A 25,533-nucleotide genomic window follows, 5' to 3' on the forward strand; every position below is an offset into this window, starting at 1 on the left:
TGATGAGATCCTGGATCGGCGCTGCCGCTCTTGGGATCTTCGCCAGCCTCGCCTGTGGGGCCCACGCCGAACCGCTGCGGGACTTCTGCCCCGACCGTCCGGGAAAGGGCTCGCCCTCCTGCGTCGTCGATCCCGGCGTCTTCCAACTCGAGATGAGCGCGATCGACGCCGGTTTCCAGCGCTCGGGACCGGGATCAATCGACACCTACGCTGTCGGGGCGCTCGAGCTGCGCCTGGGTCTGACCCCGCTGATGGAGGGTCAGGTCCAGTGGACGCCCTATACTCAGATCCGCCAGCGCGAATACGGCCAGACAACGCGCGCCGAGGGCGTCGGGGACCTGCTCTTCGTCTTGCGCCGATCGCTGCGCAACCCTGACGGCTCGGGCTTCTCGGTCGCGTTGCAGCCGTTCGTCTCCGCCCCGACGGGCAAGCGCGGCGTGGGCGCCGGCGGCTGGCAGGGCGGTCTGGTCGTGCCGCTGTCGATCCCGCTGGCCGATGACGTGGCGCTGGGCATGGCGCCTGAGGTCGACGTCACGCGCGACGCGGACGGCGAGGGGACGCACCTGACCGTTTCGATGGCCGCGGGGGTCAGCTGGCCGGCCGGACCGGTCTCGCTCGGCGCGGAGCTGTGGGGCTCCATCGACGATGACCCGGCCGACCGCGCGCATCGCGCCTCGCTGGATCTGACCCTGGCGTGGCAGCCGCCGGGCCAAAAGGACCTGCAGTTCGATCTGGGGGTCTATGGCGGGCTGACCCGCGACACGCCGGACCTTGAGGTTTCGGCCGGCCTTTCGCGGCGGTTCTAGCCGCCGCCGGCGCCGCGCTGGAAGCTCTCGACCAGACTGCCGGCCACCAGCCGCCAGCCGTCGACGAGCACGAAGAAGATCAGCTTGAACGGCAGGGACACCACCACCGGCGGCAGCATCATCATACCCATGCTCATCAGCACGCTGGCGACCACCAGGTCGATGACCAGGAAGGGGATGAAGAGCAGGAAGCCGATTTCGAAGGCCCGCTTCAGCTCCGAGATCATGAAGGCCGGGGTGACGACGCTGAGCGGCGTCTCCTGGGCGGTGGCCGGCCGCTCGATCTTCGACAGCCGGATGAACAGCGCCAGGTCGTCCTGGTCCACTTGGCTCAGCATGAAGGTCTTTACCGGCGCGGCGCTGGCGTCGAACGCAGCCGGCAGCTCCATCTGCTGGTCCATCAGCGGCTTGATGCCGTCCTCGTAGGACTTCTGGAACGTCGGACCCATGACGATGGCGGTCAGGAACAGCGCCAGGCTGATCAACACCGCGTTGGGCGGGCTCTGCTGGAGGCCGAGCGCGGTGCGCAGCAGGCCGAGCACCACGACGATCCGCACGAACGACGTGGTCATGATCACGATCGACGGCGCCAGCGACAGGACGGTCAGCAGCCCGACCATCTGCACGACGCGCTCGGAGAGGCCCGCGCCGCTGCCAAGGTCGATGTTGATGGCCTGGGCCGCCGCGGCGGCTGGGAACACCAGCGCCGCCAGGGTGGCCAGCACCGAGAGGCCCGCCGCGCGCCGCCAGTCTTCGGCGCGTAGATGGAAGAGGGCGGCGAAAACCTTACGCATCGGCGGTGATCTTTGGCTTGCGGACGGACTTGGCGGCGGCGGGCAGGACCTGTCCCTCGCCGAGCAGCAGGAGCCTTTCCTCGCCGTCGAACGAGACCACGACCAGGCGACGCGAGGGATCGAGCACCAGGGTCTCGACGACCTTCAGCCGGCGATCGGCCTTGGCCTTGGCCAGCCGCGCCACGGCGTCCGGTCCGAACCGACGCAGGGCCACGGCCGCCAGGCCGACGAGCCCCAGGGTCAGCGCCAGGGCGAAGACGGCGCGGAGGAAATCAGCCAATTCCATCGGATGTTCGAAAACGGGGCGGGGCGCGACTCGTGCGCTGTCCTCCCTCGTGTGCGCCGTAGGGTCTTAAGACGCGGTTAACCCTGTTTGTTCACCATCTTGAGCTATGAACCTGAACGAGATTCCGCTGTTCGCGATGCTCAAGGGGCGTTTCTCGCACCTCGGCGAGCGTCAGCGGCTGATCTCTCAGAACGTCGCCAATTCAGACACGCCCGGCTACACGCCCAACGACCTCAAGGCCTATTCCTTTGAGGCGCAGGTGCGCGCGGCGCAGACCGCCTCCGGCACGATCGGGTCGGCGGCGCGCGGCCAGGCGGTGACGCAGGCCGGGCACATGACGCCGGCCTCGCAGCACCGCAGCGCGTTCAAGCCGATCAAGGCCAAGGACTCCGAGACCACGCTCGACGGCAACTCCGTCGTGCTCGAGGAGGAGATGCTGAAGATGGGCGAGGCGCGGATGAACTACGACGCGGCGATCAGCTTCTACCAGAAGTCCCTGGGCATGCTGCGGCTGGCCAGCCGCGCGCCGGGCCGCGGCTAAGGAAACGCTAGATGGCTGACATCAAGCCGATGACCGGCGCCACCCAGATGATCGCCGCCACCGCCCTGCGCGCCCAGCAGGCGCGCATGCGGGTGATCGCCGAGAACATGGCCAACGCCCAGTCGGTGTCGCGCCAGCCGGGCGGCGACCCGTACCGCCGCCAGGTGCCGGTGTTCACGCCCTACAAGACCGACGCCGGCCAGGGCGTGCGCGTCGCGCGCGTCGAGCCGGACCGCAAGGACTTCCGCAGCGTCTACGACCCCAGCCACCCGTCGGCCGACGACAAGGGCTATGTGAAGCTGCCCAACGTCGACACCCTGGTCGAGGCGCTGGACATGAAGGAGGCCCAGCGGGCCTACGAAGCCAACCTCAACGTCATCGAGACGGCGCGCGCCATGGAGCAGCGCACCCTCGACATCCTCAAGAAGTAAGGGCGGCCTAAGTCATGATGACCGCGCTCGCCGCCGCCAAGGCCTACGCCGCCACCCAGAACACGGCGGTGATCAAGCCGCCGTCCGCCGGTCAGGAGGACCAGGGGCTCGACTTCGGCTCCATGGTCAAGTCGGCCATGAACGATGTCATGCACAACACCAAGAAGGCGGAAGGCCAGATCGCCGCCCAGGTGGCCGGCAAGGCCGAGTTGATCGACGTCGTCACCGCGATTTCGGCCGCAGAGGCGAGCCTGGAGACGGTGATGGCGGTCCGCGATCAGGTGATCAACGCCTATCAGGAAATCATGCGCATGCCGATCTGACGGCGAGGCAGGGGTTCCCCTTCCACCTCACCGTGTTACGCCTAGGGCATGGCGGCGATCGAGCTTTCGCAAATCGAGAAGCGTTTCGGGGGCCACGCCGCCCTGGCCGGCGTCGATCTGACGATCCATCAGGGCGAGTTCGTCGCCCTGGTCGGGCCGTCCGGATCCGGCAAGACCACCCTGCTCAAGACGATCAACGGCCTGTCGCAGCCGGACGCCGGCGCGGTGCTCATCGCCGGCGAGGACGTCGGGGCGCTGGCGGGGCACCTGCTGCGCCGAAGGATCGGCTACGTCTTCCAGGAAATCGGACTCTTTCCGCATCTGACGGTGGCCGAGAACGTCGCCGTCACGCCCCGCCTGCTGGGCTGGGACAAGGCGCGGATCGCGCGTCGCGTCGATGAACTGCTGGATCTGGTCGCGCTGCCGGCGCAGGTCGCCGGGCGCGCGCCGTCAGAGTTGTCGGGCGGCCAGCGACAGCGGGTCGGCGTCGCTCGCGCCCTGGCCGCCGAGCCGAAGATCATGCTGATGGACGAACCGTTCGGCGCGCTCGACCCGCTGACCCGCGACGCCCTGGGCGGCGACTACCGCGCCCTGCACGACAAGCTCGGCCTGACCACCGTGATGGTCACCCATGACATGGCCGAGGCGGTGCTGCTCGCCGACCGCATCGTGGTCCTGGCAGGCGGGCGGATCCTGGCGGACGGCGCGCCGGCCGACCTGTTGGCCACCGCCACCGATCCCGAGGTGCGCGCCCTGCTGGAGGCGCCGCGGCGCCAGGCCGAACGGCTGCGCGAGCGGCTGGGAGGCATGGCGTGAACGAGCGCATCGCTCAGGCCTTCGCCCTGCTGCCCGACTACCTGGCCTGGCATGTGGTGCTGAGCGCCAGCGCCCTGGCGCTGGGCGTGCTGATCAGCCTGCCGCTGGCGGTGGCCGCGAGCCGCAGCCCGCGCCTGCGTTGGCCGGTGCTGGCCTTCGCCGGCCTGATCCAGACCATTCCCAGCCTGGCGCTGCTGGCGCTGTTCTATCCGGTGCTGCTGGGGCTGTCGGCGGCCAGCCAGGCGGTGTTCGGCAAAGGCTTTTCGGCGCTGGGCTTCCTGCCCTCGCTATTGGCGCTGACGCTCTATTCGATGCTGCCGATCCTGCGCACTGCGACCACCGGCATCCTCGGGGTCGATACGGCGGTGCGCGAGGCGGCCGACGGGGTCGGCATGACCCCGCGCCAGCGGCTGTTCCAGGTCGAACTGCCGCTCGCCATGCCGGTGATCATGGCCGGCGTACGCACCGCCGCGGTCTGGACCATCGGGGCGGCGACACTGTCGACCCCGGTCGGCCAGACCAGCCTGGGCAACTACATCTTCGCCGGTCTGCAGACCGAGAACTGGGTGTTCGTGCTGTTCGGCTGCGCGGCCTCGGCGGCGCTGGCGATGACCGTCGATCAGTTGCTGGGCTTGATTGAGACTGGCGCGGCCAGGCGTCGGCGCGGCCTAGTCATCGCGGGCGCGGCGCTGCTGGTGCTCGGCGCGCTGGCGGCGATGAGCCCGCTGGCGGCCTTCGGCAAGCCGGCGAGCTATGTGGTCGGGGCCAAGAACTTCTCCGAGCAGTACATCCTGGCCGAACTGATGGCCGAGCGGCTGGAGGCGACCGGCGCGCGGGTGTCGCGCAAGGAAGACCTGGGCTCGGCGGTGGCCTACCGCGCGCTCGCGGCCGGCGAGGTCGACGTCTATGTCGATTACACCGGCACGCTGTGGACCAACGTCCTGAAGCGCCAGGACAACCCCGGCCGCGAGGCGGTGCTGGAGCAGCTGACCGCCGAGCTGAAGCGGCGCGACGGGGTGGTGGTGCTGGGATCGCTGGGGTTCGAGAACGCCTACGCCTTCGCGATGCGCGCCGACCGCGCCAGCAGTCTGGGGATCGCCAGCCTGTCTGATCTGGCGCGCCGGGCGCCGCGGCTGACGCTGGGGTCGGACCTTGAATTCCTGTCGCGGCCGGAGTGGAAGGCCGTCGACGCCGCCTATGATTTCCACTTCAAGACCGAGCGCTCGTTCCAGCCGACCTTCATGTACCGCGCGCTGTCGGGCGGGGAGGCGGACGTGATCTCGGCCTTCTCGTCGGACGGGCGGATCGCCGCCGACAAACTGGTGGTGCTGACCGATCCCAAGGGCGCGCTGCCGCCCTATGACGCGGTGATCCTGGTCTCGCCCAAGCGGGCCGATGACGCGCGGCTGCTCGACGCCCTGCGGCCGCTGGTCGGGTCGATCTCGGTCGAGGCGATGCGGGCCGCGAACTACAGCGTCGACCGTGACCGCGGCAAGCTGTCGCCGGCCCACGCCGCCCGGGCGCTCGAACCTTCGAAGTAGCCCTTCGTTAACCATAAGTAGGCAATTTCGACCTAGCTGATTTCCAGCGTTTCACGCGTACCCAAGAGGCCTACCGATGAGCGGCGCCGAAGTTCTGGACGTCGGTCGCGACGCCATCTGGCTCACCATCCAGCTCTGCGCGCCCGTGCTGATCGTCGGGCTGGTGGTCGGGGTCGGGGTCGGCCTCATGCAGGCCCTGACGCAGATCCAGGAAGCCACGCTGGTTTACGCACCGAAGATCGTGGCGATCTTCCTGTCGCTGCTGCTGTTCCTGCCGCTGATGGGCGCGCTGATGAGCGGCTTCATGCGCCAGATCGCCGCCCGCATCGCGGCGATGTAGCGGCCGCCCGGCCGCCCGCATGGAAAGCTTCGCCGCCGCCAATCAGGTCTACGCCGCCGGGCTGATCTTCGCCCGGGTAGGCGCGATCATCATGCTGCTGCCCGGCTTCGGCGACACCAGCGTGCCGCCGCGTATCCGCTTGGGATTTTCGCTGCTGATGGCGATGATGCTGATGCCGGTGGTGGCCCAGGGGCTGCCGGTGCCGGGCACGGTGTCGGGCGTGGCTGGCGCGGTGATCAAGGAGCTGCTGATCGGCCTGATGATCGGCACGATCCTCAAGCTGTTCCTCTCGTCGCTGTCGACGGCCGGGGAGATCATCTCGATCCAGACGACGCTGTCCTTCGCTCAGACCGCCGCGCCGGGCCAGGCGCAGCCATCGACGACGCTCGGCACCTTTCTGATGTTGATCGGGGTGACCCTGATCATGGCCACCGACCTGCATCACATGTTCCTGGCCGCGATCGTGCGGTCGTACGCCGTGTTCCCGTTCACCCGTGAACTGGCGATCGCCGACAGCACCCAGCTGGCGGTGCAGACGGTGGCGGGCTCGTTCCGGTTGGGCCTGCAGCTGGCCGCGCCGGTCGTGGTGTTCTCGGTGATCTTCAACGTCGCCGCCGGTCTGGTCGGCCGGGTGATGCCGCAGTTCCAGGTGTTCTTCGTCGTCACCCCGCTGATCGTGCTGCTGGGCCTGTCGATCTTCGCGCTCAGCCTCGGCGTGATCGGCATGGTCTGGCTCAACCGCTATCGCGAGCTCGTCTCGCTGTTCCTGGGCTAGGTCATGGCCGACGAACAGGACGCAGCCTCCAAAACAGAAGAGGCGACACCCCAGAAACTCGCCAAGGCGCGAGAGAAGGGCGATGTCGCCAAGACCCCCGACCTGGCGATGCTGGCCTCGTTCGTCGGCGCCGCGGCGGTGATCGCCATCGCCGGCGGCTGGATGTCGCGCAACCTGGCGGCCGAGCTGCTGCCGTTCATCGCGCGGCCTGAAAGCATCAGCCTCGAAGGGCACGGTTCGATCGACGTCGCCCGCCACGTGGCCCGCGCCTCCGCCCCGATCCTGCTGGGTGTGATGATGGTCGCCGCCGTCATGGGCGCGGCCGGCAATCTGGTGCAGACCGGTCTGCTCTACAGCCCCGACAAGATCAAACCGGATTGGAAGAAGGTTTCCCCGCTCGGCGGCCTGAAGCGCATTCTCGGGCCCGACGGCCTGATGCAGTTCTTCAAGTCGATCGTGAAGATCATCATGGTCGGCTGGGTCGGCTGGGTGGTGATGAAGCCTTACATCCATCCGCTGAAGGAGCTGGCCGCCCTGGATCCGGCGGCCATGCTGCCGCTGATGGTCGAGATTCTTCGCAAGCTGGTGTTCGCGACCGCCGCGCTGATGCTGGCGATCGCCGGCTTCGACTGGCTCTGGCAGCGCCAGCGCTTCCTCAAGCGCATGCGCATGACCAAGGAAGAGCAGAAGGAAGAGTTCAAGAACTCGGAAGGCGACCCGCACTTCAAGGCCAAGCGCCGCCAGATCGCCATCCAGCGCTCGCGCCGCCGGATGATGGCCGCGGTGCCCACCGCCACCATGGTGGTGATGAACCCGACCCACTACGCCGTCGCCCTGCGCTACGAGGCCGGCGAAACCAATGCGCCGCAGTGCGTCGCCAAGGGCATGGACGCCGTCGCGCTGAAGATCCGGGCCCTCGCCGAGGAGCATGGCGTGCCGGTCATCGAGGACCCGCCATTGGCGCGCGCGCTCTATGCGGCGGTCGAACTCGACGACTTCATTCCGCCCGCTCACTACGAAGCCGTGGCCAAGCTGATCGGCTTCATCATGCAGAGCAGCGCGCGCGTGGCCGCAAAGGCCCGCCACCACTGAGAAATATGAGAACATTGCGTGACTGATTCGCCGGAGGCGCTGGCCTCCCCGTCCGAATTCAACCGGGACCGTCCCATGGCCAAGCCCAAGACGAAGGACCGCGCGGCCCGCCGCTTCGACCCGATGACGGCGATGGCGGTGCTTTGCTTTCTCGCCGCCGTGGGCTTTGCGGCGGTGCCGGCCTTCCACGCCGGCCCGGCGACGCGCGCCGGGGTGATGCTGCTGATCGGGCTGTTCGGCGTGGCCTGCCTTGGCCTGTTCGCGCTGCGCAACTCGGCCGAGCCGGCGGTGGCCGGAGAGCCGGGCGCCGATCAGATGGTCGACGCGCTCACCGAGCCGGCGGCGATCGCCGCGGCAGACGGGCGCATTCATGCCGCCAACGCCGCCTGGCGCGCGATGCTGGGCGCGGCCGCCCGCCTGCCTAAGGGCGGTTCGTCGGCCGCCAGCCTGTTCTCGGCTCTGACCGCCGCGCGCCGCGGCGAGACGGCCCAGGCCTCGATCCGCAACAACGGCTCGGAGCATTCGGCGACCGTCGCGCCGCTGGGCGAGCGCCGCTTCCTAGTACGCCTCGCCGAAGCGCCGCCGCTGGCCCTGCCGCCGGCCGCGGCCGAGGTGCTGCAAGCCTTCAACACCGCCAAGCCGCCGCCGCCCAAGGTGCTGGACGCCTTCGCGGCCGCCTCGCCGTTCGGCGCCGCGCTGCTCGACGGGGACGATCCCTTTGAAGCGACGATCATCGAGGCCAATCCGGCCCTGGCCGGCCTGTCGGGCGGCGCGGCCAGCGGCTCGCGGTTCGGCGACCTCATCGACGTGGCCTCGCGCGCCGATGCGGTCCAGAAGCTGGCCGAGGGGCATGTGGGGGCGCTGGAAGTGCGGCTGGCCAAGGATCCGGCCAAGATCGCCCACCTCTATCTCTCCAGAAGCGACGGCCGCTGGGTCGCCTACCTGGTCGACGTGTCCGAGCAGAAGCAGATCGAGCTGCAGCTCTCGCAGAGCCAGAAGATGCAGGCCATCGGCCAGCTGGCCGGCGGCGTCGCCCACGACTTCAACAACCTGCTGACGGCGATATTCTTCCAGCTCGACGTGCTGGCCCAGCGCCACCCGGTCGGCGACCCCTCGTACGAGGGGTTGAACGAGATCCGCTCGACCTCGACCCGCGCCGCCGACCTGGTCCGCAAGCTGCTGGCCTTCTCGCGCAAGCAGACCGTCCAGCGCGAGACCCTGGACCTCGGCGAACTGATCAGCGAGTCCGAGGTGCTGCTGCGCCGCGTGCTCTACGAGGACGTGAAGCTCGAGACCGAGTACGGCCGCAACCTGCCGCACGTGCGCGCCGACCGCAGCCAGATCGAGACCGCGGTCATGAACCTGGCGGTCAACGCCCGCGACGCGGTTCGGGCCCATGGCGGCGGCGTAGTCCGCATCCGCCTAGCGCGGCTCACCCAGGACGAGGCCGCCGCCCAGGGCTATCCGGCCGCCAAGGGCGACCAGGCGCTGATCGAGGTCTCGGACGACGGCCCCGGCATTCCGCCCGAGGTGATGGACAAGATCTTCGACCCGTTCTTCACCACCAAGCCGGTGGGCGAGGGGACGGGGCTGGGCCTCGCCACCGTCTACGGCATCGTCAAGCAATCGGACGGCTGGATCAGCGTCGCCTCCAAGCCGGGCGAGGGCGCGGCGTTCCGAATCTTCCTGCCGGTCCACATCCCGACCGCGGCCGCGCCGGCGCCGACCCCGGCCGCCAACAGGGCGCCGCCCAAGGCGCGCGACCTGTCGGGCGCCGGCCGCATCCTGTTCGTCGAGGACGAGGACGCGGTGCGCACCGTGGCCGCCAAGCTGCTGCGCGCCCGCGGCTACGAGGTGATCGAAGCCGGATCAGGCGAGGAAGCGCTGGAGCTGGCCGAACAGCATGCCGGCCAGATAGACCTGATGATCTCGGACGTGGTGATGCCAGGCATGCAGGGCCCCGACCTGCTCAAGCATGCCCGCGCCTATCTGGCCGGCGCGCCGGTGATGTTCATCTCCGGCTACGCCGAGGCGGAGTTCTCGAATTTGCTGGAAGGCGAGGAGAACATCTCGTTCCTGCCCAAGCCGATCGACATCAAGACGCTGGCCGAACGCGTGAAGCAGGAACTTCAGAAGGCGGCCTAGCGTTTGGCCGCGGATTGGCCTTGGCGGGGGCGTCGATGCTAAGCGGTGGGCATGCAGGGAATTGAACACGAGATCACCAGCCGTCTGAACCAGACGGTCCGGGCCGACGAGAACGTCTTCCACAAGTTCATCGACGCGGCCGGCGACCTAGCCGTGAACCTGGTCGTCGCGATCCTCATCCTCACCGTCACCTGGTGGGCGGCCGGCTGGGCCGCGCGGCTGGTGAGGCGTCTGATCGCCCGCGTGCACGGCGGCGGGCCGCCGGACGTGACGCTGCAGGGCTTCGCCGGTTCGGCGGCGCGCTACCTGGTGATGATCGTTGGGATCATCGCGGTGCTTCAGCAGCTGGGCGTGCAAACGACCTCGATCCTGGCGGTGCTGGGCGCGGCGTCGCTGGCCGTCGGCCTGGCGCTGCAGGGCACGCTGAGCAATGTCGCGGCCGGGGTGATGCTGCTGCTGTTCCGGCCCTATCGGGTCGGCGACGTGATCGAAGTGGCCGGACGCACCGGCACCGTGCGGACGCTCGACCTGTTCGTCACCGAACTCACCACGCCTGACAATCTCAAGGTCGTGCTGCCCAACGGCAAGGTGTTCGGCGACGTTATCGTCAACACCAGCTACCACAGCCGCCGCCGCGTCGACGCGGCGATCAAGACCGACCTGAAGCGCGACGTGCCCGCGCTGATGGAGGGGCTGAAGGCCCGCGCCGAGGCAAATCCCCTGGTGCTCAAGGAGCCCGCCCCTCAGGTCGAACTGACCGGGATGTCCGAGGCCTTCGTCGAGCTGACCGTGCGGGCCTGGGTCGAGGCCGGTGATTTCGGGGCCGTGAAGGCCGACCTGATGCTGGCGGGGCGGTTGCTCGCCGAGGGCGCAGAGCAATTGCCGGCGCTGCCGGCGCCGCGCGCCAAGCCGGCAGCGCCGAAGAAGAAGCCGCGAGCGACCCTGAGCGACCGGCTGCGCGCTAAGCCGTAAGGATCGATCGCGCGGCGTGGACGCCGGTGGCGAAGCAGGCCTGCAGCAGGTAGCCGCCGGTCGGGGCCTCCCAGTCGAGCATCTCGCCGACCGCGTAGACGCCAGGGATCGTGCGCAGCATCAGGCGCTCGTCGACGGCCGAACGCGTGACGCCGCCGGCCGACGAGATCGCCCGCTCCAGCGGACGCATGCCGGTCAGACGCAGCGGCGCGCCCTTGATCGCCCGCGCCAGCGCCCCCGGCTCGCGCGGCAGGCCCACGCCGTGCGCCTCGCGCAGCAGGTTGATCTCGACCGGCGACAGCCCCGCCGCCTTGCGCAGCAGGTTGGTGGTCGACTGGCCGCCCGGCGCGCGGTGCAGCCGGTCGGTCAGCTTGGCCCGGCTGAGATCCGGGGTCAGGTCGACCTCCAGGACCGCATCGGCGTCTTGGGCGAGCGCCTCGCGCAGGTCCGCCGACAGGGCGTAAATCGCACCGCCTTCGATCCCATAGGCAGCGACCATCGCCTCACCGCGCACGGTCCTGCCATTGAAGCTGAGCGCGATGTTCTTCATCGGCTCGCCGGCGAAGCGCTCGGCGAACATCGGGCTCCAGACGACGTCGAAGCCGGCGTTTGCGCTGCGGAACGGCGCGAGATCGACGCCCTTGTCGGCGAGCAGCGCGGCCCAGGAGCCGGTCGAACCAAGTTTCGGCCAGCTGGCGCCGCCGAGGGCCAGGATGACGGCGTCCGGGCGCGCGATCTCGACCACGCCATCGGCGCCGGCGAAGACCAGCTCGCCAGCGGTGTTCCAGCCGCGCCATTCATGCCGCAAGCGCAATTCCACCCCTTGCGAGGACAGCCGCGCCAGCCAGGCCCGCAGCAGGGGGGAGGCTTTCAGGGCCTTTGGGAACACTCGCCCGCTGGAGCCGACGAATGTCTCCTGACCTAGGCCCTGCGCCCACGCCAGAAGATCCGTGGGAGAAAACGCCTCGATCAGTGGCGCGAGCCACTCGGCGGCCGCGCCGTAGCGTTGGGTGAAGCTCGCCAGGTCCTCGGAATGGGTGAGGTTGAGCCCGCCGCGCCCGGCCATCAGGAACTTGCGGCCGAGCGTCGGCATCCGGTCGTAGAGCGTCACCTTCACGCCGGCGGCGCTAAGGGTTTCGGCGGCGATCAGACCCGCGGGGCCGCCGCCGACCACCGCGGCGGTCTTCACTGACTTGGACATCGGCGTGGTCAGAGGCCCTTCCGCCGCAAAAGTCCAGCCTCAGGGCGCGAAGCTGGAGCGAGCCTTCACGCCCCAATGACCCTCTTCGCAGGTGATCACATAGATGGAATCGAAGCCGCCGATGACGCTGCCGTCCTTGCGGTAGCGGGTGAAGCGGGTGTCGAGGTGCACCTTGTCGGGCCCGGCGTGGATCACCTCGCGCCGCTCCCAGGCCGAGTGGTCCCAGTCCGACAGCGGGCCCTTCTCGAACATCTGCGGTTGATGATAGCCGGGCTCGATGATCGTCAGGGTGTTGGAGGCCAGCCGCACGCTGGGGAAGTTGAAGGTCTTCTCGAATGCGGGCAGGTCGCGGGCGTTGAAGGCGGTCATGAAGGCGTCGGTGACGGCCATCGCGGCGGCGATTTCGGTCTCGTAGCTCGGCATGTCATCTCCCCTTGTCAGGGCTAGCTTCGCACGTTTATTTCTGCGGCGCTTGCGCCCCGGAGCACGATTTCCGCGTTGTAAGGCTTGCCGTAGACGCTTGCTTGGCCTCTAAGGCGCGCCCGCGCTCTTTTTGTGTGTGGCGCGAACCTTCAAGGACGACCATGGCCTTCCCTAACATCCATCCCGCCTTGGCGCGCGCGCTCGCGAGCCAGGGATACGAAAATCCCACCCCGGTGCAGGCCGCTGTGCTGACGGAGGAGGCCGAGGGCCGCGACCTGCTGGTCTCCGCCCAGACGGGCTCTGGAAAGACTGTGGCCTTCGGCCTCGCAGCCGGCCCCACCTTGCTTGGCGAAGAGCAGTGGTTCGGCCAGGCCGGTCCGCCGCTGGCGCTGGCCATCGCCCCCACCCGCGAACTGGCCATGCAGGTCGCTCGCGAACTGAGCTGGCTCTATGGCCAGGCCGGGGCGAAGGTCGAGACCTGCGTCGGCGGCATGGATCCGCGTCGCGAGCAACGCGCGCTGGCCGCCGGTTGCCACATCCTGGTCGGCACGCCGGGCCGCCTGAAGGATCACCTGGAACGCGGCAATCTCGATCTCGGCGCCCTGCGCGTACTCGTCCTCGACGAGGCCGACGAGATGCTCGACATGGGCTTCCGCGAGGACCTGGAGGAGATCCTCGACTCCTCGCCAGTTGACCGCCGCACGCTGCTGTTCTCGGCGACGATCGCCAAGGACATCGCCGCCTTGGCCAAGCGCTACCAGAAGAACGCCCTGCGCATCGACACCGTGCGCCGCGACGAACCGCACGGCGACATCGAATACCGCGCTGTCCGCGTCGCGCCGAACGAGGTCGAGCTGGCCGTTGTCAACGTGCTGCGCTTTTTCGAGGCCCCCGGCGCGCTGGTGTTCTGCAACACCCGCGACGGCGTGCGCCACATGCATGCGGCGCTGCGCGAGCGCGGCTTCCAGGTCGTCGGCCTGTCGGGCGAACTCGGCCAGCGCGAGCGCTCCGAAGCGCTGCAGGCGCTGCGCGATGGTCATGCGCGGGTCTGCGTGGCGACCGACGTCGCCGCCCGCGGTCTCGACCTGCCGGACCTCGGCCTGGTGATCCACGCCGACCTGCCGATCAACAAGCCGGCCCTGCTGCACCGCTCGGGTCGCACCGGCCGCGCCGGCAAGAAGGGCACCTCCGTCCTGCTGGTGCCCTACACCCGCCGCCGCAAGGCCGAGCAGCTGCTGGCCTCGGCCGGCGTCGACGTCCACTGGCAAGGCCCGCCGACCGCCGACGAGATCAAGGCCAAGGACCAAGCCCGGATGCTCGAGGACCCGATCCTCACCGAGACCCCGGCCGAGGAAGACCTGGCCCTGGCCCGACTGGTGCTGGAGACCCGCAGCGCCGAGCAGGTCGCCGCCGCCTTGATGCGGCTCTACCGCCAGCGCCTGCCGGCGCCGGAAGAGCTCTATGACGACGCCCGCATGCGCGACGCGCAGGCCCGCGATCGCGATCGCCCGCAACGCGGCGAGCGGTGGGAGCCGTCGGACCGCGAGGACGGCCCGGTCGGTCGGCCGCCGCGCCTGGCGCCGGAAGACGTCTCCTGGTTCCGCATCACCGTCGGCCGCGACAAGAACGCCGATCCCAAGTGGCTGATCCCGATGATCTGCCGCCTGGGCCACGTCACCAAGAAAGACATCGGTTCGATCCGCATCTTCGATCGCGAGACGAAATTCGAGATCTCGAAGGAAGCCGAGGGCAAGTTCGCCGCTGCGGTGAAGGCGACGGTCGACGACGAGATCAAGATCGAAGCCTCGGGCCCGCCCGGCGGTCCGACCTCGCCGCCGCGCGGCGGTCCGCACCGGAAGGGCCCGCCGAGCGGCGACCGTCCGTTCCGCAAGGGACCGCCCGGCGAAGGCAAGCCGCCCTTCCGCAAAGGCGCGGCCGGCGAAGGCAAGCCGTTCGGCAAGGGCCCTCCGCGCGACGGCGGCAAGCCCGCCTTCAAGGGGCCGCCGGGTTCGCCCGGCCCAAAGGCGGGCAAGCCGCCGTGGAAGAAAAAGGGCAACGACCAGCGCAAATAGCCGTCTTGGTCCGGTCACAAAATCAGTCCTAGGCTGTGATCGCGCGTTCCCCTGAGGGGCGCGCGGCAGGGACGAAGGCGCCAGCCGGATGACCGAGACCGAGAACGATCGACGCTTGGCCCGCCTGCGCATCGTCGCGAGGTGGGTTCCGGCGGTGCTGCTGATCGGCGCGGCCGTCGCGCTATACGCCAGCGGCTTGGCGACCCTTTCGTTCGACAGCGTTCAGGCCAACGAGCTCCGCCTGCGCGGCGAGGTCGCGGCGGCGCCGTTGGCGGCCTTGGCGGTGTTCATCGCCCTCTATGCCGTCGCCACGGGCGCGTTCGTGCCGCTTGGCCTGGTCCTGATGCTGGCCGGCGGCTTCCTGTTCGGGCCGCTGATCGGGGCGCTGGCGACCATCGTCGGTTCGACCCTCGGCGCGATCATGACCTATCTGGCGGCCAGGTTCGCAGCCGGCGACCGCATCCGCCGCTTCCTGACCGGCGGGCGGTTCCGCGGGCTCATGGAGGGCTTCGACCGCGCGCCGTTCCGCTATCTGCTCACCCTGCGCCTGGTGCCGCTCAGCCCGTTCGGCCTGGTCAACCTGGCGGCCGGCTGCGCGCGCGCGCCGTTCCGCGCCTATGTGGCCGCCACCGCCGTCGGCGCCGTGCCGTATTCGCTGATCTACAGCTATCTCGGCGCAGGCCTGGGCCAGGCGTTCCTGGGCGGGCGAACGCCGGACGCCAGTCTGTTGCTGCGGCCGCAGGTGGCGCTGCCGCTGGCGGCGCTGGGCGCGCTCAGCCTGCTCAGCGGACGGCTCAAGCGTCGCGAGCAGCCGCTGTAGGCGCTCGACTCCGCCGCCTGGCGCGGCCCATGATCGGGGAGCCTCTCGGAAGGAGCCCCTCATGCCGACCAACCGTCAGTGGATTTTGCGTCGCCGTCCCGCCGGGGAGATCGTTCCGGACGACCTGGAGCTGATCGAGACGGTGACGCCCGAACTGCACGATGGCGAGGTGCTGGTCCGCAACATCTACCTCTCTCTCGACCCGACGAACCGAATCTGGATGAGCGACCAGGACCAGTACCTGCCGCCGGTGCAGATCGGCGAGGTGATGCGCGGCGGCGCCATCGGCGTGGTCGAGCAGTCGCGCAACGCTGCGCTGCCGGAAGGGGCCATCGTCAATGCGGGCCTCGGCGGCTGGCAGGACTACGCCGTGGTGCACGAGGGCATGGCCCGGCGCGTACCGCACCTGACCGACGTGCCGCTGACCGCGCACATGAGCGTGCTCGGCGCGACCGGCCTGACCGCCTATTTCGGGCTCAACGACATCGGCAAGCCGCAGCCGGGCGAGACGGTGGTGGTCTCGGCCGCCGCCGGCGCGGTCGGCTCGATCGTCGGCCAATTGGCCAAACTCCAGGGGTGCCGGGTCATCGGCATCGCCGGAGGGCCCGAGAAGTGCCGCTGGCTGACCCAGGATCTCGGGTTCGATGGGGCTATCGACTACAAGTCCGAGGACGTCGCCGAGGCGTTGTCGCGGCTGGCCCCGAACGGCGTCGACATCAATTTCGAGAACGTCGGCGGCAAGGTGATGGACGCCGTCATCGGCCAGATGAACAATTTCAGCCGCATGCCGCTGTGCGGGATGATCTCGACCTACAACCGCGAGGGGGCTATCTCCGGCCCGACCGACTTCGGGCGGGTGCTGATGCACCGCATCCTGATCAAGGGCTTCATCGTCATCGACTACCTGCCGCGCGCGGCCGAAGCGATGGCCGAGCTAGAGCCGCTGGTGGCCGATGGCCGCCTCAAGTGGAAGGTCCACGTCGTCGATGGCCTGGAGAACGCCGTCAGCGCGCTGGGCCGGCTGTTCACCGGCGACCATGACGGCAAGCTGCTGATCCAGGTCTCGCCCGAGCCCCGGCACGCCTGACGCCGAAGAGGGGGCGCTAGGCCCCCACGCCTAACGCCGCCAACGCGCGGTCGCGGCTGGCCTTGTAGTCGACCTTGCCGTTGGGGGCCCGGCCGATGCTGGGCACCACCACCAGTTCGCGTGGGGCCTTGTAGGCGGCCAGGCGTGAGCGGACGTGGGCGGCCATGTCCTCCAGGCTGGGCGGATCGGCGCTCGGCTCGGCCTCGACCACCGCGCAGATGCGCTCGCCAAAGCGCGGGTCCGGCACGCCGACCACCACCGCGTCGCGCACCGACGGATGGGTCTTCAGCGCCTCCTCGACCTCTTCGGGGAAGACCTTCTCGCCGCCGGTGTTGATGCACTGGCTGCCGCGTCCGAGCAGCTTCAGGGTGCCGTCGAGATTGACCTCGGCCCAGTCGCCCGGAACGCTCCATCGCTGGCCCTCCATTGTCTTGAAGGTCTTGGCGCTCTTTTCGGGGTCCTTGTAGTAGCCGACCGGCAGGAAGCCGGAGACGGCGACCAGACCGCGTTCGCCCGAGCCGGGCTCGACGCGGCGGCCCTCTTCGGTGAACACGGCGCAGTTGGGACCGAGCATGAAGGCCGCCGTGGCCGCTTCGGCGCCGGGCGCCGAGGCCGAGGCCCCCAGGCCGACCGCCTCGGACGAGCCGAACGAGTCCATGATCATGGCGTTGCGCGCATGGCTGAGCAGGCCGCGCTTGTTCTCCTGGCTCCACATCGAGCCGGACGAGCTCATCGCCTTGACGTTCGACAGGTCCCAGCGGCCGGGGTTGGCCTCCAGCGCTTCGAGCATCGGCGTCGAGAAGGCCAGGCCGACGATGACGATGTTGTCGGCCTTCAGCCGCACCGCCTCGTCCCAGAGCTCCATGGCGTTGAAGTGCCGGGAGGGGAGACTGGCGACCGCGCCGCCGATGTTGAGCGTGATGAAGGCGGAGAACTGGCCGGTGCCGTGCATCAACGGGCAGCAGACCAGGGTGGTCGGCGACGGATAGGTACCAAGCCGCGCGTCGAGGTCGCCGACCGCTTCCAGCGGCGGCAGGCCCATCAGCGCGTGCCCGCCGGACCCGATGACGTTGAACAGGTCGTCCTGGCGCCACATCACGCCCTTGGGCATGCCGGTGGTGCCGCCGGTGTAGAGCAGCAGCAGGTTGTCGGGCGAGCGGCCCCAGGGCGCCTTGACCGGGCGCTGAGCTGGCGGCGCGGCGACGATCTGGTCGTAATCGTCGGCCCAGTCGGGGACCGGGTGGCCGGGCTCGGCGACTGCGATCCAGCGCTTCACGCTCGGCAGCTTGGCGCGCAGCGGCGCCAGCGTCTCGGCGAACCCGGCGTGGAACACCACGGCCTGGGCGTCGGCGTTGTCGAACAGATAGGTCAGCTCGTCGCCGCCGTAGCGATAGTTGGTGTTGATCGGCGCGACCCCGGCCTTGAAGGCGGCGTAGTAGGTCTCGAGGTATTCTGGGCCATTGTAGAGGTAGGCGGCGACCTTGGCGTCGGCGGTGATCCCGTAATCGACGAGGTGGGCGGCCAGAGCGTCGGCGCGGGCGTCGAACTGACCCCAGGTGACGACGCGATCGCCCTGGATCAGGGCCGGATGGTCAGGCTGTCTGGCGGCGATCGCCTCCCAGACGTCAGCGAATGTCCACGCGCTCACGACGTCACCTCCCAATGTCTTTATTTTGGGAGGAAGTTGGGGGTCAGCGACGGCTAGGTGTCAACGTTGACCCCAGGGCAGGGGCGTCAGGCCGCGCGGTGCAGGCCGCGGATGTCGCGGAACGAGACCAGACGCTGGGCGTGCTCGTCCCAGAGGGCCAGGCGCGCGTTCTTGAAACTGTCCCACAGGCCGATGCGGCTGACGTCGTGCAGTTCGGGATGGTCCTTCAGCACCTGCGGCAGGCGGTAGAAGGGGATGCGCGCCGACAGGTGATGCACGTGATGGATGCCGATGTTGGCGGTGAGCCAACGCAGCGGCTGGGGCAGGTCGTAGTGCGAGCTGCCGTGCAGGGCGGCGTCGTCGCGCTTCCACTCGCCGTTCCGCGACCAGGACACGCCCTCGTACTGGTGCTGCACGAAGAACAGCCAGACGCCGATCGTGGCGGCGATCACCATGGTGGTGAAGTTGACGAGGATCACCGGCGCCACGCCGAGCAGCCACATCATCACCCCGACCCCGACGGCGGCGATCGCGGTGTTGCCGAGGGTCGAGGCCCAGGGCCGCCAGCCGTCCTTCATCAGGCCGATCGGCAGACGCTGCTGCAGGAAGAAGACGAAGGTCGGGCCGAGGCCAAACATCACCGCCGGATTGCGGTAGAGCCGGTAGCCGAGCCGGCGGATCGGCGACAGGGCCAGATACTCCTCGACGGTCAGCATCTCGATCACGCCCAGGCCGCGGCGATCGAGGTTGCCGGAGGTCGCGTGGTGCATCGCGTGGGTGCGCCGCCAGTAGTCGTAGGGCGTCAGGGTCAGCAGGCCGATGGCGCGTCCGACCCAGTCGTTGGCGGCCTTGTCCTCGAAGAACGAGCCGTGTCCGCAGTCGTGCTGGATCATGAACAGCCGAACCAGGAACACCGCCGCCGGCACGGCGAGCAACAGCGCCAGCCACCAGAACCCGAAGTGGAACGCGGCCCAGCCGAGGCCCCACAGGCCGGCCAGGATCGAGGCCGTCAGCACCAGTTCAAAGATGCTGCGCGACAGGCGGGGGCGCTTGTACGCGGCGAGCTTGCGGCTCCAGTCGGCGGGCTTGGGATCGGTCACGAGGTCCAGTTTCCGTCACGGGGGCGATGGCGTTCTGCCGCCAGAATGCGGTGCTTCTGCGACAGCACCTTGAACGCGGCGGCCCGCATTACGGCGAATTATCTGGCCGCGCCATGCCCATATTCTTGTCGCGGGAGCGACGTCCCCCGTAGTGTCCGATCACTTTGTGACATTTTGGGGGGCGGACATGCACAGTCGCCGACAACTTCTTCTTTCCGCCGGCGCGCTGGCCGTCCTGGGCGGCTGCGCCAGCAAGGCAGCGGCCCCCGCCGTCGTCACGTCCCAGCCCGCTGCGGCGGCGCCTGACGCGGCCGCGCAGCTCAACGCCTTCCTGGAAAAGATCTTCGAACAGGCGCTGGACGATTCGCCGCAATTGGTCACCGGGCTCGGCCTCGACAAGGGCGCCCGCGCGCCCGCCAAGTTCAAGCTCGACGACGCCTCGCTGGCCGAGAAGGCTCGCGCCAAGGCGCTGAACACGGTCCAACTGGGCGAGCTGAAGGGCATCGACCGCAGCGCGCTGACGGGTATGGCGGGCGTCAACTACGACAGCGTGCTGTTCAACCTGGAGACCGCCGAGGCGGCCAACCAGCGCTTTGACTACGGCTTTCTGGGCGCTGGGCAGCCGTACACGATCTCGCAGCTCAACGGCTCGTACCAATCGACGCCGGACTGGCTCGACAACCAGCACCGCATCGAGACCAAGGAAGACGCCGACGCCTACCTCTCGCGCCTGGCCGACTTCGCCAAGGTCATCGACGACGAGGTCGAGCGGGCCCGAAAGGACATTGGAGCCGGCGTGATCCCGCCGGACTTCATCATCGCCCGCGCCTTGCCGCAGATGCAGGGCATGCTGGTCGCGCCCGAGGCTTCGGGACTGGTGACCTCGGTGGCGCGCCGCGCCCAGGAGAAGGGCATCGCCGGCGACTACGCCGGTCAGGCGGCCAAGATCTACGCCGAGCAGGTCGCGCCGGCGCTGGAGCGCCAGATCGCGCTGTTCAAGGAGGTCCAGGGCAAGGCCTGGCACGACGCCGGCGTTTGGCGCCAGCCGGACGGACAGGCCTATTACGAGCAGGCGTTGCACGGCTCGACCACGACGCGGCTGAGCGCCGATGAAGTCCACAACATCGGTCTGGAGCAGGCCAAGGCGCTGCAGGCGCGGGCCGATGAGCTGCTGAAGGGCCAAGGCCTGACCAAGGGCGGGGTCGGCGAGCGGATCCAGGCGCTCTACAAGGACAAGCGCTACCACTACCCGAACACGGACGCCGGCAAGGAGAAGCTGATCGCCGACCTGATGGATCTGGTCGCCGCCACCAGCAAGCGCCTGCCGGAGTACTTCGGGACGCTGCCCAAGGCCCCGCTCAAGATCCAGCGGGTGCCCAAGGCGATCGAGGCGGCCGCCCCGGGCGGCTACTACAACCAGCCCAGCCTGGATGGCACGCGGCCCGGCATCTACTGGCTGAACCTGCGCGATACGGCCGAGTATCCGAAGTGGGCGCTGCCGACGATCACCTACCACGAAGGCGTGCCGGGCCATCACCTGCAGCTGTCGCTGCAGCAGGAGGCTGACCTGCCGATGATCCGCCGCGCGACCTTCCTGTCGGCCTATGGCGAGGGCTGGGCGCTCTATGCCGAGGAACTGGCCCGTGAGATGGGCGTGTACGAGGGCGATCCGCGCGGCGAGATCGGCTACATCCAGGCGGCGCTGTTCCGCGCCGCGCGCCTGGTGGTCGACACCGGGATGCACGCCAAGCGCTGGAGCCGCGAGAAGGCCATCGAGACGATGACCACCATCAGCGGCACCCCGACCACCGCCTCGACGACCGAGATCGAACGTTATGTCGTCTGGCCCGGCCAGGCGTGCAGCTACATGGTCGGGAAGCTGGAGTGGCTGCGGCTGCGCGAGAAGGCGAAGTCCGCCCTCGGCGCGAGCTTCGACATCCGCAAGTTCCACGACGCTGGATTGCTGTCAGGGGCGATGCCGCTGACCGTGCTCGAGGCGGTGGTGGATCAGTACGTGGCCGGCGCGCGCGGCTGACCCTAGGCGAGACGGCGGTAGAGACGTTCGATCTTGCCGCCGGCCTCGTAGCTTCCGACGTCCGCGAACCCCAGCTTCGCCATGACCCGCTGGGAGCCCCGGTTCTCGGGATGCACGGTCGCGGCCAGAGCCGGCAAGCGCACGGTCGAGAAGCCGTGCTCCATCAGCCGAGCCGCGGCTTCCGTGGCGATCCCGCGGCCCCAGGCGTCGCGGCGCAGGCGATAGCCGATCTGGACGTCGTCCGTCCCCGGCAGGGGCGTGAGGAGAGCCCAGCCCAGCATGCGCTCGGGCGCGGTCTGCTCGAACAGGCTCCAGTATCCGAGGCCTTCGCCGAAGTCGGTGTCGATCTGGGCCGACAGGTGTGCGCGCTGGCGCTCCGGCGGCCAGACCGCGCCGAGATAGCGCATGACCTCAGGGTCTGAGTTGATCGCGATACTGTCGTCGAGATCGCTGGCCTGACGCGGCCGTAAGATGAGGCGATCGGTCGTAAAACGCGGCTGGACCATCAGCCCCAGCTATCGACCGATCCGACGCGGCGGGCTGCAGGGCGGCGAGCCGAGGCGACGGCGGGGACGGGCGCGGGGCTGCGAGCCGGGATCTCGCTTGGCGCGCCGTAGAGCCAGCCTTGGGCGAAGTCGACGCCGGCCCGGCGGACGGCGTCTTCGGCGGCGGCGTTCTCGACCATCTCGGCGATGGTCCGCACTTTCAGCTCGGCGCACATGCGGACCAGGTGGCGGATGAAGGTGCTTTCGCGGCCGCCGTGCTGCAGTTCGCGGATGTAGCGGCCGTCGATCTTGACGATGTCGAGGGTCAATTGCTGCAGATAGGCCAGCGACGCGGCGCCGGCGCCGAAGTCGTCCAGGCAGACCATGCAGCCCTCCTGGCGCAGCGCCGAGAGATGGCGGTCGGCCAGGGCTAGGTCGTCGATGGCGGCGCTCTCGGTGATCTCCAGCAGCAGCCGGCCGGCGACGTTCGGCGATTTGGCCAGCATCTGTCGCACGGCGTTGATGAACGCGGGGCTGATGATCGTGCGGCCGGAGACGTTGGCGGCCAGCTTCAGGTCCGGTTCGGCGCAGAGCCGGACGATCGTTTCCTCGACCACGGCGATGTCGAGCGGCTCGATCATGTCGAGCTCTTCGGCCATGCGGATCATCGGATAGGGGCTGGCGCTGTCGCCGAAGCGGACGAGCACTTCGTAGTGATGCAGGGCCGATCCGGCCTTGAGGTCCACCACCGGCTGGTAGACGAGCCGGAAGCGCTTGTCGTTCACCGCCGCGCCAAGCACCCCGACGTCGGCGAGGGTCTTCTTGATCGAGCGGTCGACCATGTCGTTGAGGTCGAGCGATGAGCCGTCGCCGACGCCTTCGGAAATGAAGTTGTCCAGCGTGTAGCGGATGGCGCGGGCGAGCTGGGCCGGCGAGGCGGTCGATTGCAGGCTCATCAGCCGCGCGTTGGCGCTCAGGGCCGAGGCGGAGTCCGAGGTCACGCCGGCGATCAGACGCTGGACCAGGGCGTCGACGCCTTCACCCTTCTGGCGGACGAGCGCGAAGCGGTCGGCGCCGAGGCTGGCGGCCGTCGAGCCGCCGTGCGATTGCGCGCGCAATCCGCCGATCAGGCGCTGCTCCAACGCCATGAAGGCTTCGGGCCCCAGCCGGTCGCGCAGGGTCTCCAGGCCGCCGAACTCGAGAAACGCCATTTCCAGCTCTTCGCCGGTGGCGCGCGCGGCCTCGATCAACGCGCCGGTGGCCGCCTCGAAGCCGGACTTGTCATGCAGGTCGTGGCGGGTCTTGGGCTGGGCGCGGCTCAGAGCGCAGGAGATCGCGCCGCCGTTGCCGGGCATCTTGAAGGCGGTCATCGAAGCGGCGCGGTCGCCGTCGTTCTCACCGGCCAAGCCGACGACGATAGGTCCGCCGCGACCGCCGTCCTTGAGGCCGCTCAGCAGGGCCGCGACCATCATGCGATCGCGCGGGTCGATGAAATCACGCCAGGCGCGGCCGACGAGATCGGTTTCCGCCGACCCGGACAGGGCCTCGCTCGCCCCGATCGCCAGGGCGATGCGGCCGTCCGGCGCCATCTCCAGCAGGAGGTCTGCGCTCGCGAACGCGAAGCCGAGCAGGCGCTGAGGGGCAAGTGACAAGCGGTGGGCTCCATCCCGCGGGAAGCGCCGCATACTTTACCGACGCGATTAATTTCACGTTGAGACCAAGGTTCGCCATAAATGCGGCGGATCGCGGGGGCTTGTCGCCCTAGGTATTTCGGAGGGGTGAATGCGCGAACGACCGACGGCGAGGGTGCTGTTGTTCGACGACAGCGGCCGCATTTTGCTCCTGAAGGGGCGTCTGCCGAACCGCCCGGCTCACACCTCGTCATGGTTCACCGTGGGCGGCGGGGTGGAGCCCGGCGAAACGCTGATCGAGGCGGCGATGCGCGAAATCGCCGAGGAGACCGGCTTCGTCGAGGGCGTGGAGCTCGGCCCGATCATCTGGGTCCGCGAGTCCGTCAGCGCGCTGGTCACCGGCGAGACGGTGCTGTTCAAGGAAAGCTACATCGTCGCGCGATGCCGCGGCGGCGAACCGACCCGCGATGGGTGGGAGCAGTACGAACGCGACCTTATCGACGACATCCGCTGGTGGAGCCTGGACGAGATCGCCGCCACCAGCGACCGTATCTGGCCTGAACGGTTCTGCGAGCTGATCGGCGCGGCGGCCAGGGGCGAGCATCCGGACGAGCCGCTGGTCATCAGCATCGATTGACGGCGCGCTGGGGGGAACAGATGATCATCACCGCCATCGCTGCGGCCGCAGCTATCCACACGGGCTGCGATCTCGAAAAGCCTAGCGGCGGGCCCGGCTGCGCGCGTGACGCGGTCGACGCCCTGAAGCTCAACGACCTGCAGGCCGTCGGCACCCACAACTCCTACAAGCAGGCGATCGCGCCCAAGCAGATGGCGCTGTTGCGCGCGGTCGACCGCAAGCAGGCCGACGGGCTCGACTATGCGCATCCGCCGTTGGCCGCGCAGCTCGACGCCGGCGCGAGGCAACTCGAACTCGACCTGCTGAACGACCCGCAGGGCGGGCGCTACGCCTCGCCCCTCGCCATGAAGATGGCGCCGGATCTGCCGTACGACCAAGAACCGCTGCGTGCGCCGGGCATGAAGGTGATGCACGTCCAGGACATCGACTACCGCTCGAGCTGCCCGCGGTTCACGGACTGCCTGCGGCAGATCGCCGACTGGTCGAAGGCGCACCCCGACCATCTGCCGATCCTGGTGCTGCTGAACCTCAAGGAAGACCGGCTGAAGGTCCCGGGGACGGTCGACCCGCTGGCCTTCGACGCGGCGGCGATGGATGCGGTCGACGCCGAGATCCGCTCGGTGTTCGCCGAGCGCGGCCTGATCACGCCCGACAGCGTCCAGGGCCGCCACGCCAGCCTTCGCGAGGCGGTGACGGCGGGCGCCTGGCCGACGCTGAAAGCGGCGCGCGGCAAGGTGATGTTCGCGCTCGATGCGCCGCCGGAGCAGGTCGCCGTCTATCGCGGTCAGCGCCGCTCTCTCGAAGGGCGGGCGATGTTCGTGAACATCGACGAAACCTCGCCGGCGGCCGGCTACATCACGCTGAACGAGCCGCAGCAGCAGGCAGCCCGCATCGCCGCGGCGGTGAAGGCGGGGATCATCGTGCGCACCCGCGCCGACGCCGATACGGTCGAAGCCCGCAGCGGCGACGGCGCTCGCCGCGAGGCGGCGTTCGCCTCGGGCGCGCAGTTCGTCTCGACCGACTACATGTCGCCGGACGCGCGCTTCGGGACTTACCGCGTCGAACTCCCTGGCGGCGGCGTCGCACGGCCCAATCCGCTCCGCTAGGGACGAGCGTCCGGATACTGCGGCAGGTCGTCGGTGATCGGCCACCACGGCGCTTTGGAGTCGACGTAGAAGTGGAAGCCCAAGGTCGCGCCGGACGGCGCGTCGAGCGTGCCGGCGCGAAGCCGCATCGCGCCTGGCTTGCTGGCCAGGCGGCTGAACAGCGGGCCCCCGCAGCGGCGGCAGAACACCCGTTCCTTGCCCGGCGACGACTCGTAGGCGGTCAACTGATCCTCGCCGCTGAGCAGGCGGAAATTGGCGGTCTCCAACGGGATATTGGCGCCGAACGGACCGCCCTGGGCTTTACGGCAGTCGCTGCAATGGCAGAGCTGGATGGGCGGCAGATCGCCGTCCACCTCGTAGCGAACGGCGCGGCAGAGGCAGGATCCGGCGTGCATTGGTCAACTCCTTGAAACCTTGACGCGAGCA

General features: G+C 69.1%; 26 protein-coding genes. 17 read left to right on the plus strand and 9 right to left on the minus strand.

The window, feature by feature from the left end; translation table 11 throughout:
• Positions 1–2 precede the first annotated feature (2 nt).
• Positions 3–806, plus strand: a complete 804-nt coding sequence (locus AC1Q87_RS15465) for a transporter (protein ID WP_492609809.1) — start codon at positions 3–5, stop codon at positions 804–806.
• Here AC1Q87_RS15465 and fliP read toward each other — a convergent pair.
• The gene (fliP, locus tag AC1Q87_RS15470) at positions 803–1,600 is read right to left on the minus strand and encodes a flagellar type III secretion system pore protein FliP (protein WP_492609810.1); all 798 of its coding nucleotides are present in this window, start codon (positions 1,598–1,600) and stop codon (positions 803–805) included. The two genes, AC1Q87_RS15465 and fliP, sit on opposite strands and share 4 nt — an antisense overlap.
• On the minus strand, positions 1,593–1,886 hold the full coding sequence (locus AC1Q87_RS15475) for a flagellar biosynthetic protein FliO (RefSeq protein WP_492609811.1): 294 nt from the start codon (positions 1,884–1,886) through the stop codon (positions 1,593–1,595). Before AC1Q87_RS15475 ends, fliP begins: the two co-directional genes overlap by 8 nt.
• A 106-nt stretch (positions 1,887–1,992) precedes the next feature.
• Between AC1Q87_RS15475 and flgB the strand changes: the two genes are divergently transcribed.
• The 10 genes from flgB (at position 1,993) to AC1Q87_RS15525 (ending at position 10,862) form a co-directional block, all read left to right on the plus strand.
• The gene (gene flgB, locus AC1Q87_RS15480; protein ID WP_492609812.1) at positions 1,993–2,427 is read left to right on the plus strand and encodes a flagellar basal body rod protein FlgB; all 435 of its coding nucleotides are present in this window, start codon (positions 1,993–1,995) and stop codon (positions 2,425–2,427) included.
• Positions 2,428–2,438: 11 nt separating this feature from the next.
• Positions 2,439–2,858 carry a flagellar basal body rod protein FlgC gene (flgC, locus tag AC1Q87_RS15485; RefSeq protein WP_183773440.1) on the plus strand — a complete coding sequence of 140 codons (420 nt, stop codon included), beginning with the start codon at positions 2,439–2,441 and terminating at the stop codon, positions 2,856–2,858.
• Positions 2,859–2,872: 14 nt separating this feature from the next.
• Positions 2,873–3,181 carry a flagellar hook-basal body complex protein FliE gene (gene fliE, locus AC1Q87_RS15490; RefSeq protein ID WP_267230539.1) on the plus strand — a complete coding sequence of 103 codons (309 nt, stop codon included), beginning with the start codon at positions 2,873–2,875 and terminating at the stop codon, positions 3,179–3,181.
• A 48-nt stretch (positions 3,182–3,229) separates the two neighbouring features.
• Entirely contained in the window at positions 3,230–3,997 is a 768-nt protein-coding gene (locus tag AC1Q87_RS15495; RefSeq protein WP_492609813.1) for an ATP-binding cassette domain-containing protein, read from the plus strand.
• On the plus strand, positions 3,994–5,538 hold the full coding sequence (locus AC1Q87_RS15500; protein ID WP_492609814.1) for a glycine betaine ABC transporter substrate-binding protein: 1,545 nt from the start codon (positions 3,994–3,996) through the stop codon (positions 5,536–5,538). The genes AC1Q87_RS15495 and AC1Q87_RS15500 overlap by 4 nt, the downstream gene beginning before the upstream one ends.
• A gap of 76 nt (positions 5,539–5,614) precedes the next feature.
• Positions 5,615–5,878: a flagellar biosynthesis protein FliQ gene (fliQ, locus tag AC1Q87_RS15505; protein WP_183773444.1), complete on the plus strand. Its 264-nt coding sequence runs from the start codon at positions 5,615–5,617 to the stop codon at positions 5,876–5,878.
• A gap of 19 nt (positions 5,879–5,897) precedes the next feature.
• Positions 5,898–6,653: a flagellar biosynthetic protein FliR gene (gene fliR / locus AC1Q87_RS15510; RefSeq protein ID WP_492609815.1), complete on the plus strand. Its 756-nt coding sequence runs from the start codon at positions 5,898–5,900 to the stop codon at positions 6,651–6,653.
• A gap of 3 nt (positions 6,654–6,656) precedes the next feature.
• A complete protein-coding gene (flhB, locus tag AC1Q87_RS15515; protein ID WP_492609816.1) occupies positions 6,657–7,745 on the plus strand; it encodes a flagellar biosynthesis protein FlhB in 1,089 nt (362 codons plus the stop codon).
• Positions 7,746–7,820: 75 nt separating this feature from the next.
• Positions 7,821–9,890, plus strand: a complete 2,070-nt coding sequence (gene cckA, locus AC1Q87_RS15520) for a cell cycle histidine kinase CckA (RefSeq protein WP_492610022.1) — start codon at positions 7,821–7,823, stop codon at positions 9,888–9,890.
• Between the two features lie 51 nt (positions 9,891–9,941).
• Positions 9,942–10,862 (plus strand): mechanosensitive ion channel family protein, encoded by a 921-nt coding sequence (locus AC1Q87_RS15525; RefSeq protein ID WP_492609817.1) that lies wholly within the window; start codon positions 9,942–9,944, stop codon positions 10,860–10,862.
• On the opposite strand, the gene AC1Q87_RS15530 is transcribed toward AC1Q87_RS15525, so the two are convergent.
• Positions 10,852–12,063 (minus strand): TIGR03862 family flavoprotein, encoded by a 1,212-nt coding sequence (locus AC1Q87_RS15530; RefSeq protein ID WP_492609818.1) that lies wholly within the window; start codon positions 12,061–12,063, stop codon positions 10,852–10,854. The two genes, AC1Q87_RS15525 and AC1Q87_RS15530, sit on opposite strands and share 11 nt — an antisense overlap.
• Before the next feature lie 39 nt (positions 12,064–12,102).
• Entirely contained in the window at positions 12,103–12,486 is a 384-nt protein-coding gene (locus AC1Q87_RS15535; RefSeq protein ID WP_492609819.1) for a DUF6841 family protein, read from the minus strand.
• Positions 12,487–12,647: 161 nt separating this feature from the next.
• Here AC1Q87_RS15535 and AC1Q87_RS15540 point away from each other — a divergent pair, with 161 nt between their 5' ends.
• From AC1Q87_RS15540 to AC1Q87_RS15550, 3 genes are all read left to right on the plus strand, one after another.
• Positions 12,648–14,558, plus strand: a complete 1,911-nt coding sequence (locus AC1Q87_RS15540) for a DEAD/DEAH box helicase (RefSeq protein WP_492609820.1) — start codon at positions 12,648–12,650, stop codon at positions 14,556–14,558.
• Between the two features lie 88 nt (positions 14,559–14,646).
• On the plus strand, positions 14,647–15,378 hold the full coding sequence (locus tag AC1Q87_RS15545; RefSeq protein ID WP_492609821.1) for a TVP38/TMEM64 family protein: 732 nt from the start codon (positions 14,647–14,649) through the stop codon (positions 15,376–15,378).
• A 61-nt stretch (positions 15,379–15,439) separates the two neighbouring features.
• Positions 15,440–16,465: an NADP-dependent oxidoreductase gene (locus tag AC1Q87_RS15550; protein WP_492609822.1), complete on the plus strand. Its 1,026-nt coding sequence runs from the start codon at positions 15,440–15,442 to the stop codon at positions 16,463–16,465.
• Between the two features lie 16 nt (positions 16,466–16,481).
• Here AC1Q87_RS15550 and AC1Q87_RS15555 read toward each other — a convergent pair whose 3' ends face one another.
• Together AC1Q87_RS15555 and AC1Q87_RS15560 are read right to left on the minus strand one after the other, a co-directional pair.
• Positions 16,482–18,113 (minus strand): acyl-CoA synthetase, encoded by a 1,632-nt coding sequence (locus AC1Q87_RS15555; protein WP_492609823.1) that lies wholly within the window; start codon positions 18,111–18,113, stop codon positions 16,482–16,484.
• Between the two features lie 86 nt (positions 18,114–18,199).
• Positions 18,200–19,213 carry a fatty acid desaturase gene (locus AC1Q87_RS15560; protein ID WP_492609824.1) on the minus strand — a complete coding sequence of 338 codons (1,014 nt, stop codon included), beginning with the start codon at positions 19,211–19,213 and terminating at the stop codon, positions 18,200–18,202.
• 187 nt (positions 19,214–19,400) lie between these two features.
• Here AC1Q87_RS15560 and AC1Q87_RS15565 point away from each other — a divergent pair, with 187 nt between their 5' ends.
• A complete protein-coding gene (locus tag AC1Q87_RS15565; RefSeq protein ID WP_492609825.1) occupies positions 19,401–21,248 on the plus strand; it encodes a DUF885 domain-containing protein in 1,848 nt (615 codons plus the stop codon).
• 2 nt (positions 21,249–21,250) lie between these two features.
• Here AC1Q87_RS15565 and AC1Q87_RS15570 read toward each other — a convergent pair whose 3' ends face one another.
• Together AC1Q87_RS15570 and AC1Q87_RS15575 are read right to left on the minus strand one after the other, a co-directional pair.
• Positions 21,251–21,754, minus strand: a complete 504-nt coding sequence (locus AC1Q87_RS15570; protein WP_492609826.1) for a GNAT family N-acetyltransferase — start codon at positions 21,752–21,754, stop codon at positions 21,251–21,253.
• The gene (locus AC1Q87_RS15575; protein WP_492609827.1) at positions 21,754–23,385 is read right to left on the minus strand and encodes an EAL domain-containing protein; all 1,632 of its coding nucleotides are present in this window, start codon (positions 23,383–23,385) and stop codon (positions 21,754–21,756) included. The genes AC1Q87_RS15570 and AC1Q87_RS15575 overlap by 1 nt, the downstream gene beginning before the upstream one ends.
• A 130-nt stretch (positions 23,386–23,515) precedes the next feature.
• Between AC1Q87_RS15575 and AC1Q87_RS15580 the strand changes: the two genes are divergently transcribed.
• Together AC1Q87_RS15580 and AC1Q87_RS15585 are read left to right on the plus strand one after the other, a co-directional pair.
• Positions 23,516–24,001 (plus strand): NUDIX hydrolase, encoded by a 486-nt coding sequence (locus AC1Q87_RS15580; RefSeq protein ID WP_492609828.1) that lies wholly within the window; start codon positions 23,516–23,518, stop codon positions 23,999–24,001.
• Positions 24,002–24,021: 20 nt separating this feature from the next.
• Positions 24,022–25,107, plus strand: coding sequence for a Ca2+-dependent phosphoinositide-specific phospholipase C (locus AC1Q87_RS15585; protein WP_492609829.1), 1,086 nt, complete (start codon positions 24,022–24,024; stop codon positions 25,105–25,107).
• On the opposite strand, the gene AC1Q87_RS15590 is transcribed toward AC1Q87_RS15585, so the two are convergent.
• Entirely contained in the window at positions 25,104–25,502 is a 399-nt protein-coding gene (locus AC1Q87_RS15590; RefSeq protein WP_492609830.1) for a GFA family protein, read from the minus strand. The genes AC1Q87_RS15585 and AC1Q87_RS15590 overlap by 4 nt on opposite strands.
• Positions 25,503–25,533 lie beyond the last annotated feature (31 nt).

The sequence above is a fragment of the Phenylobacterium sp. GW823-FHT02A09 genome (assembly GCF_058797775.1).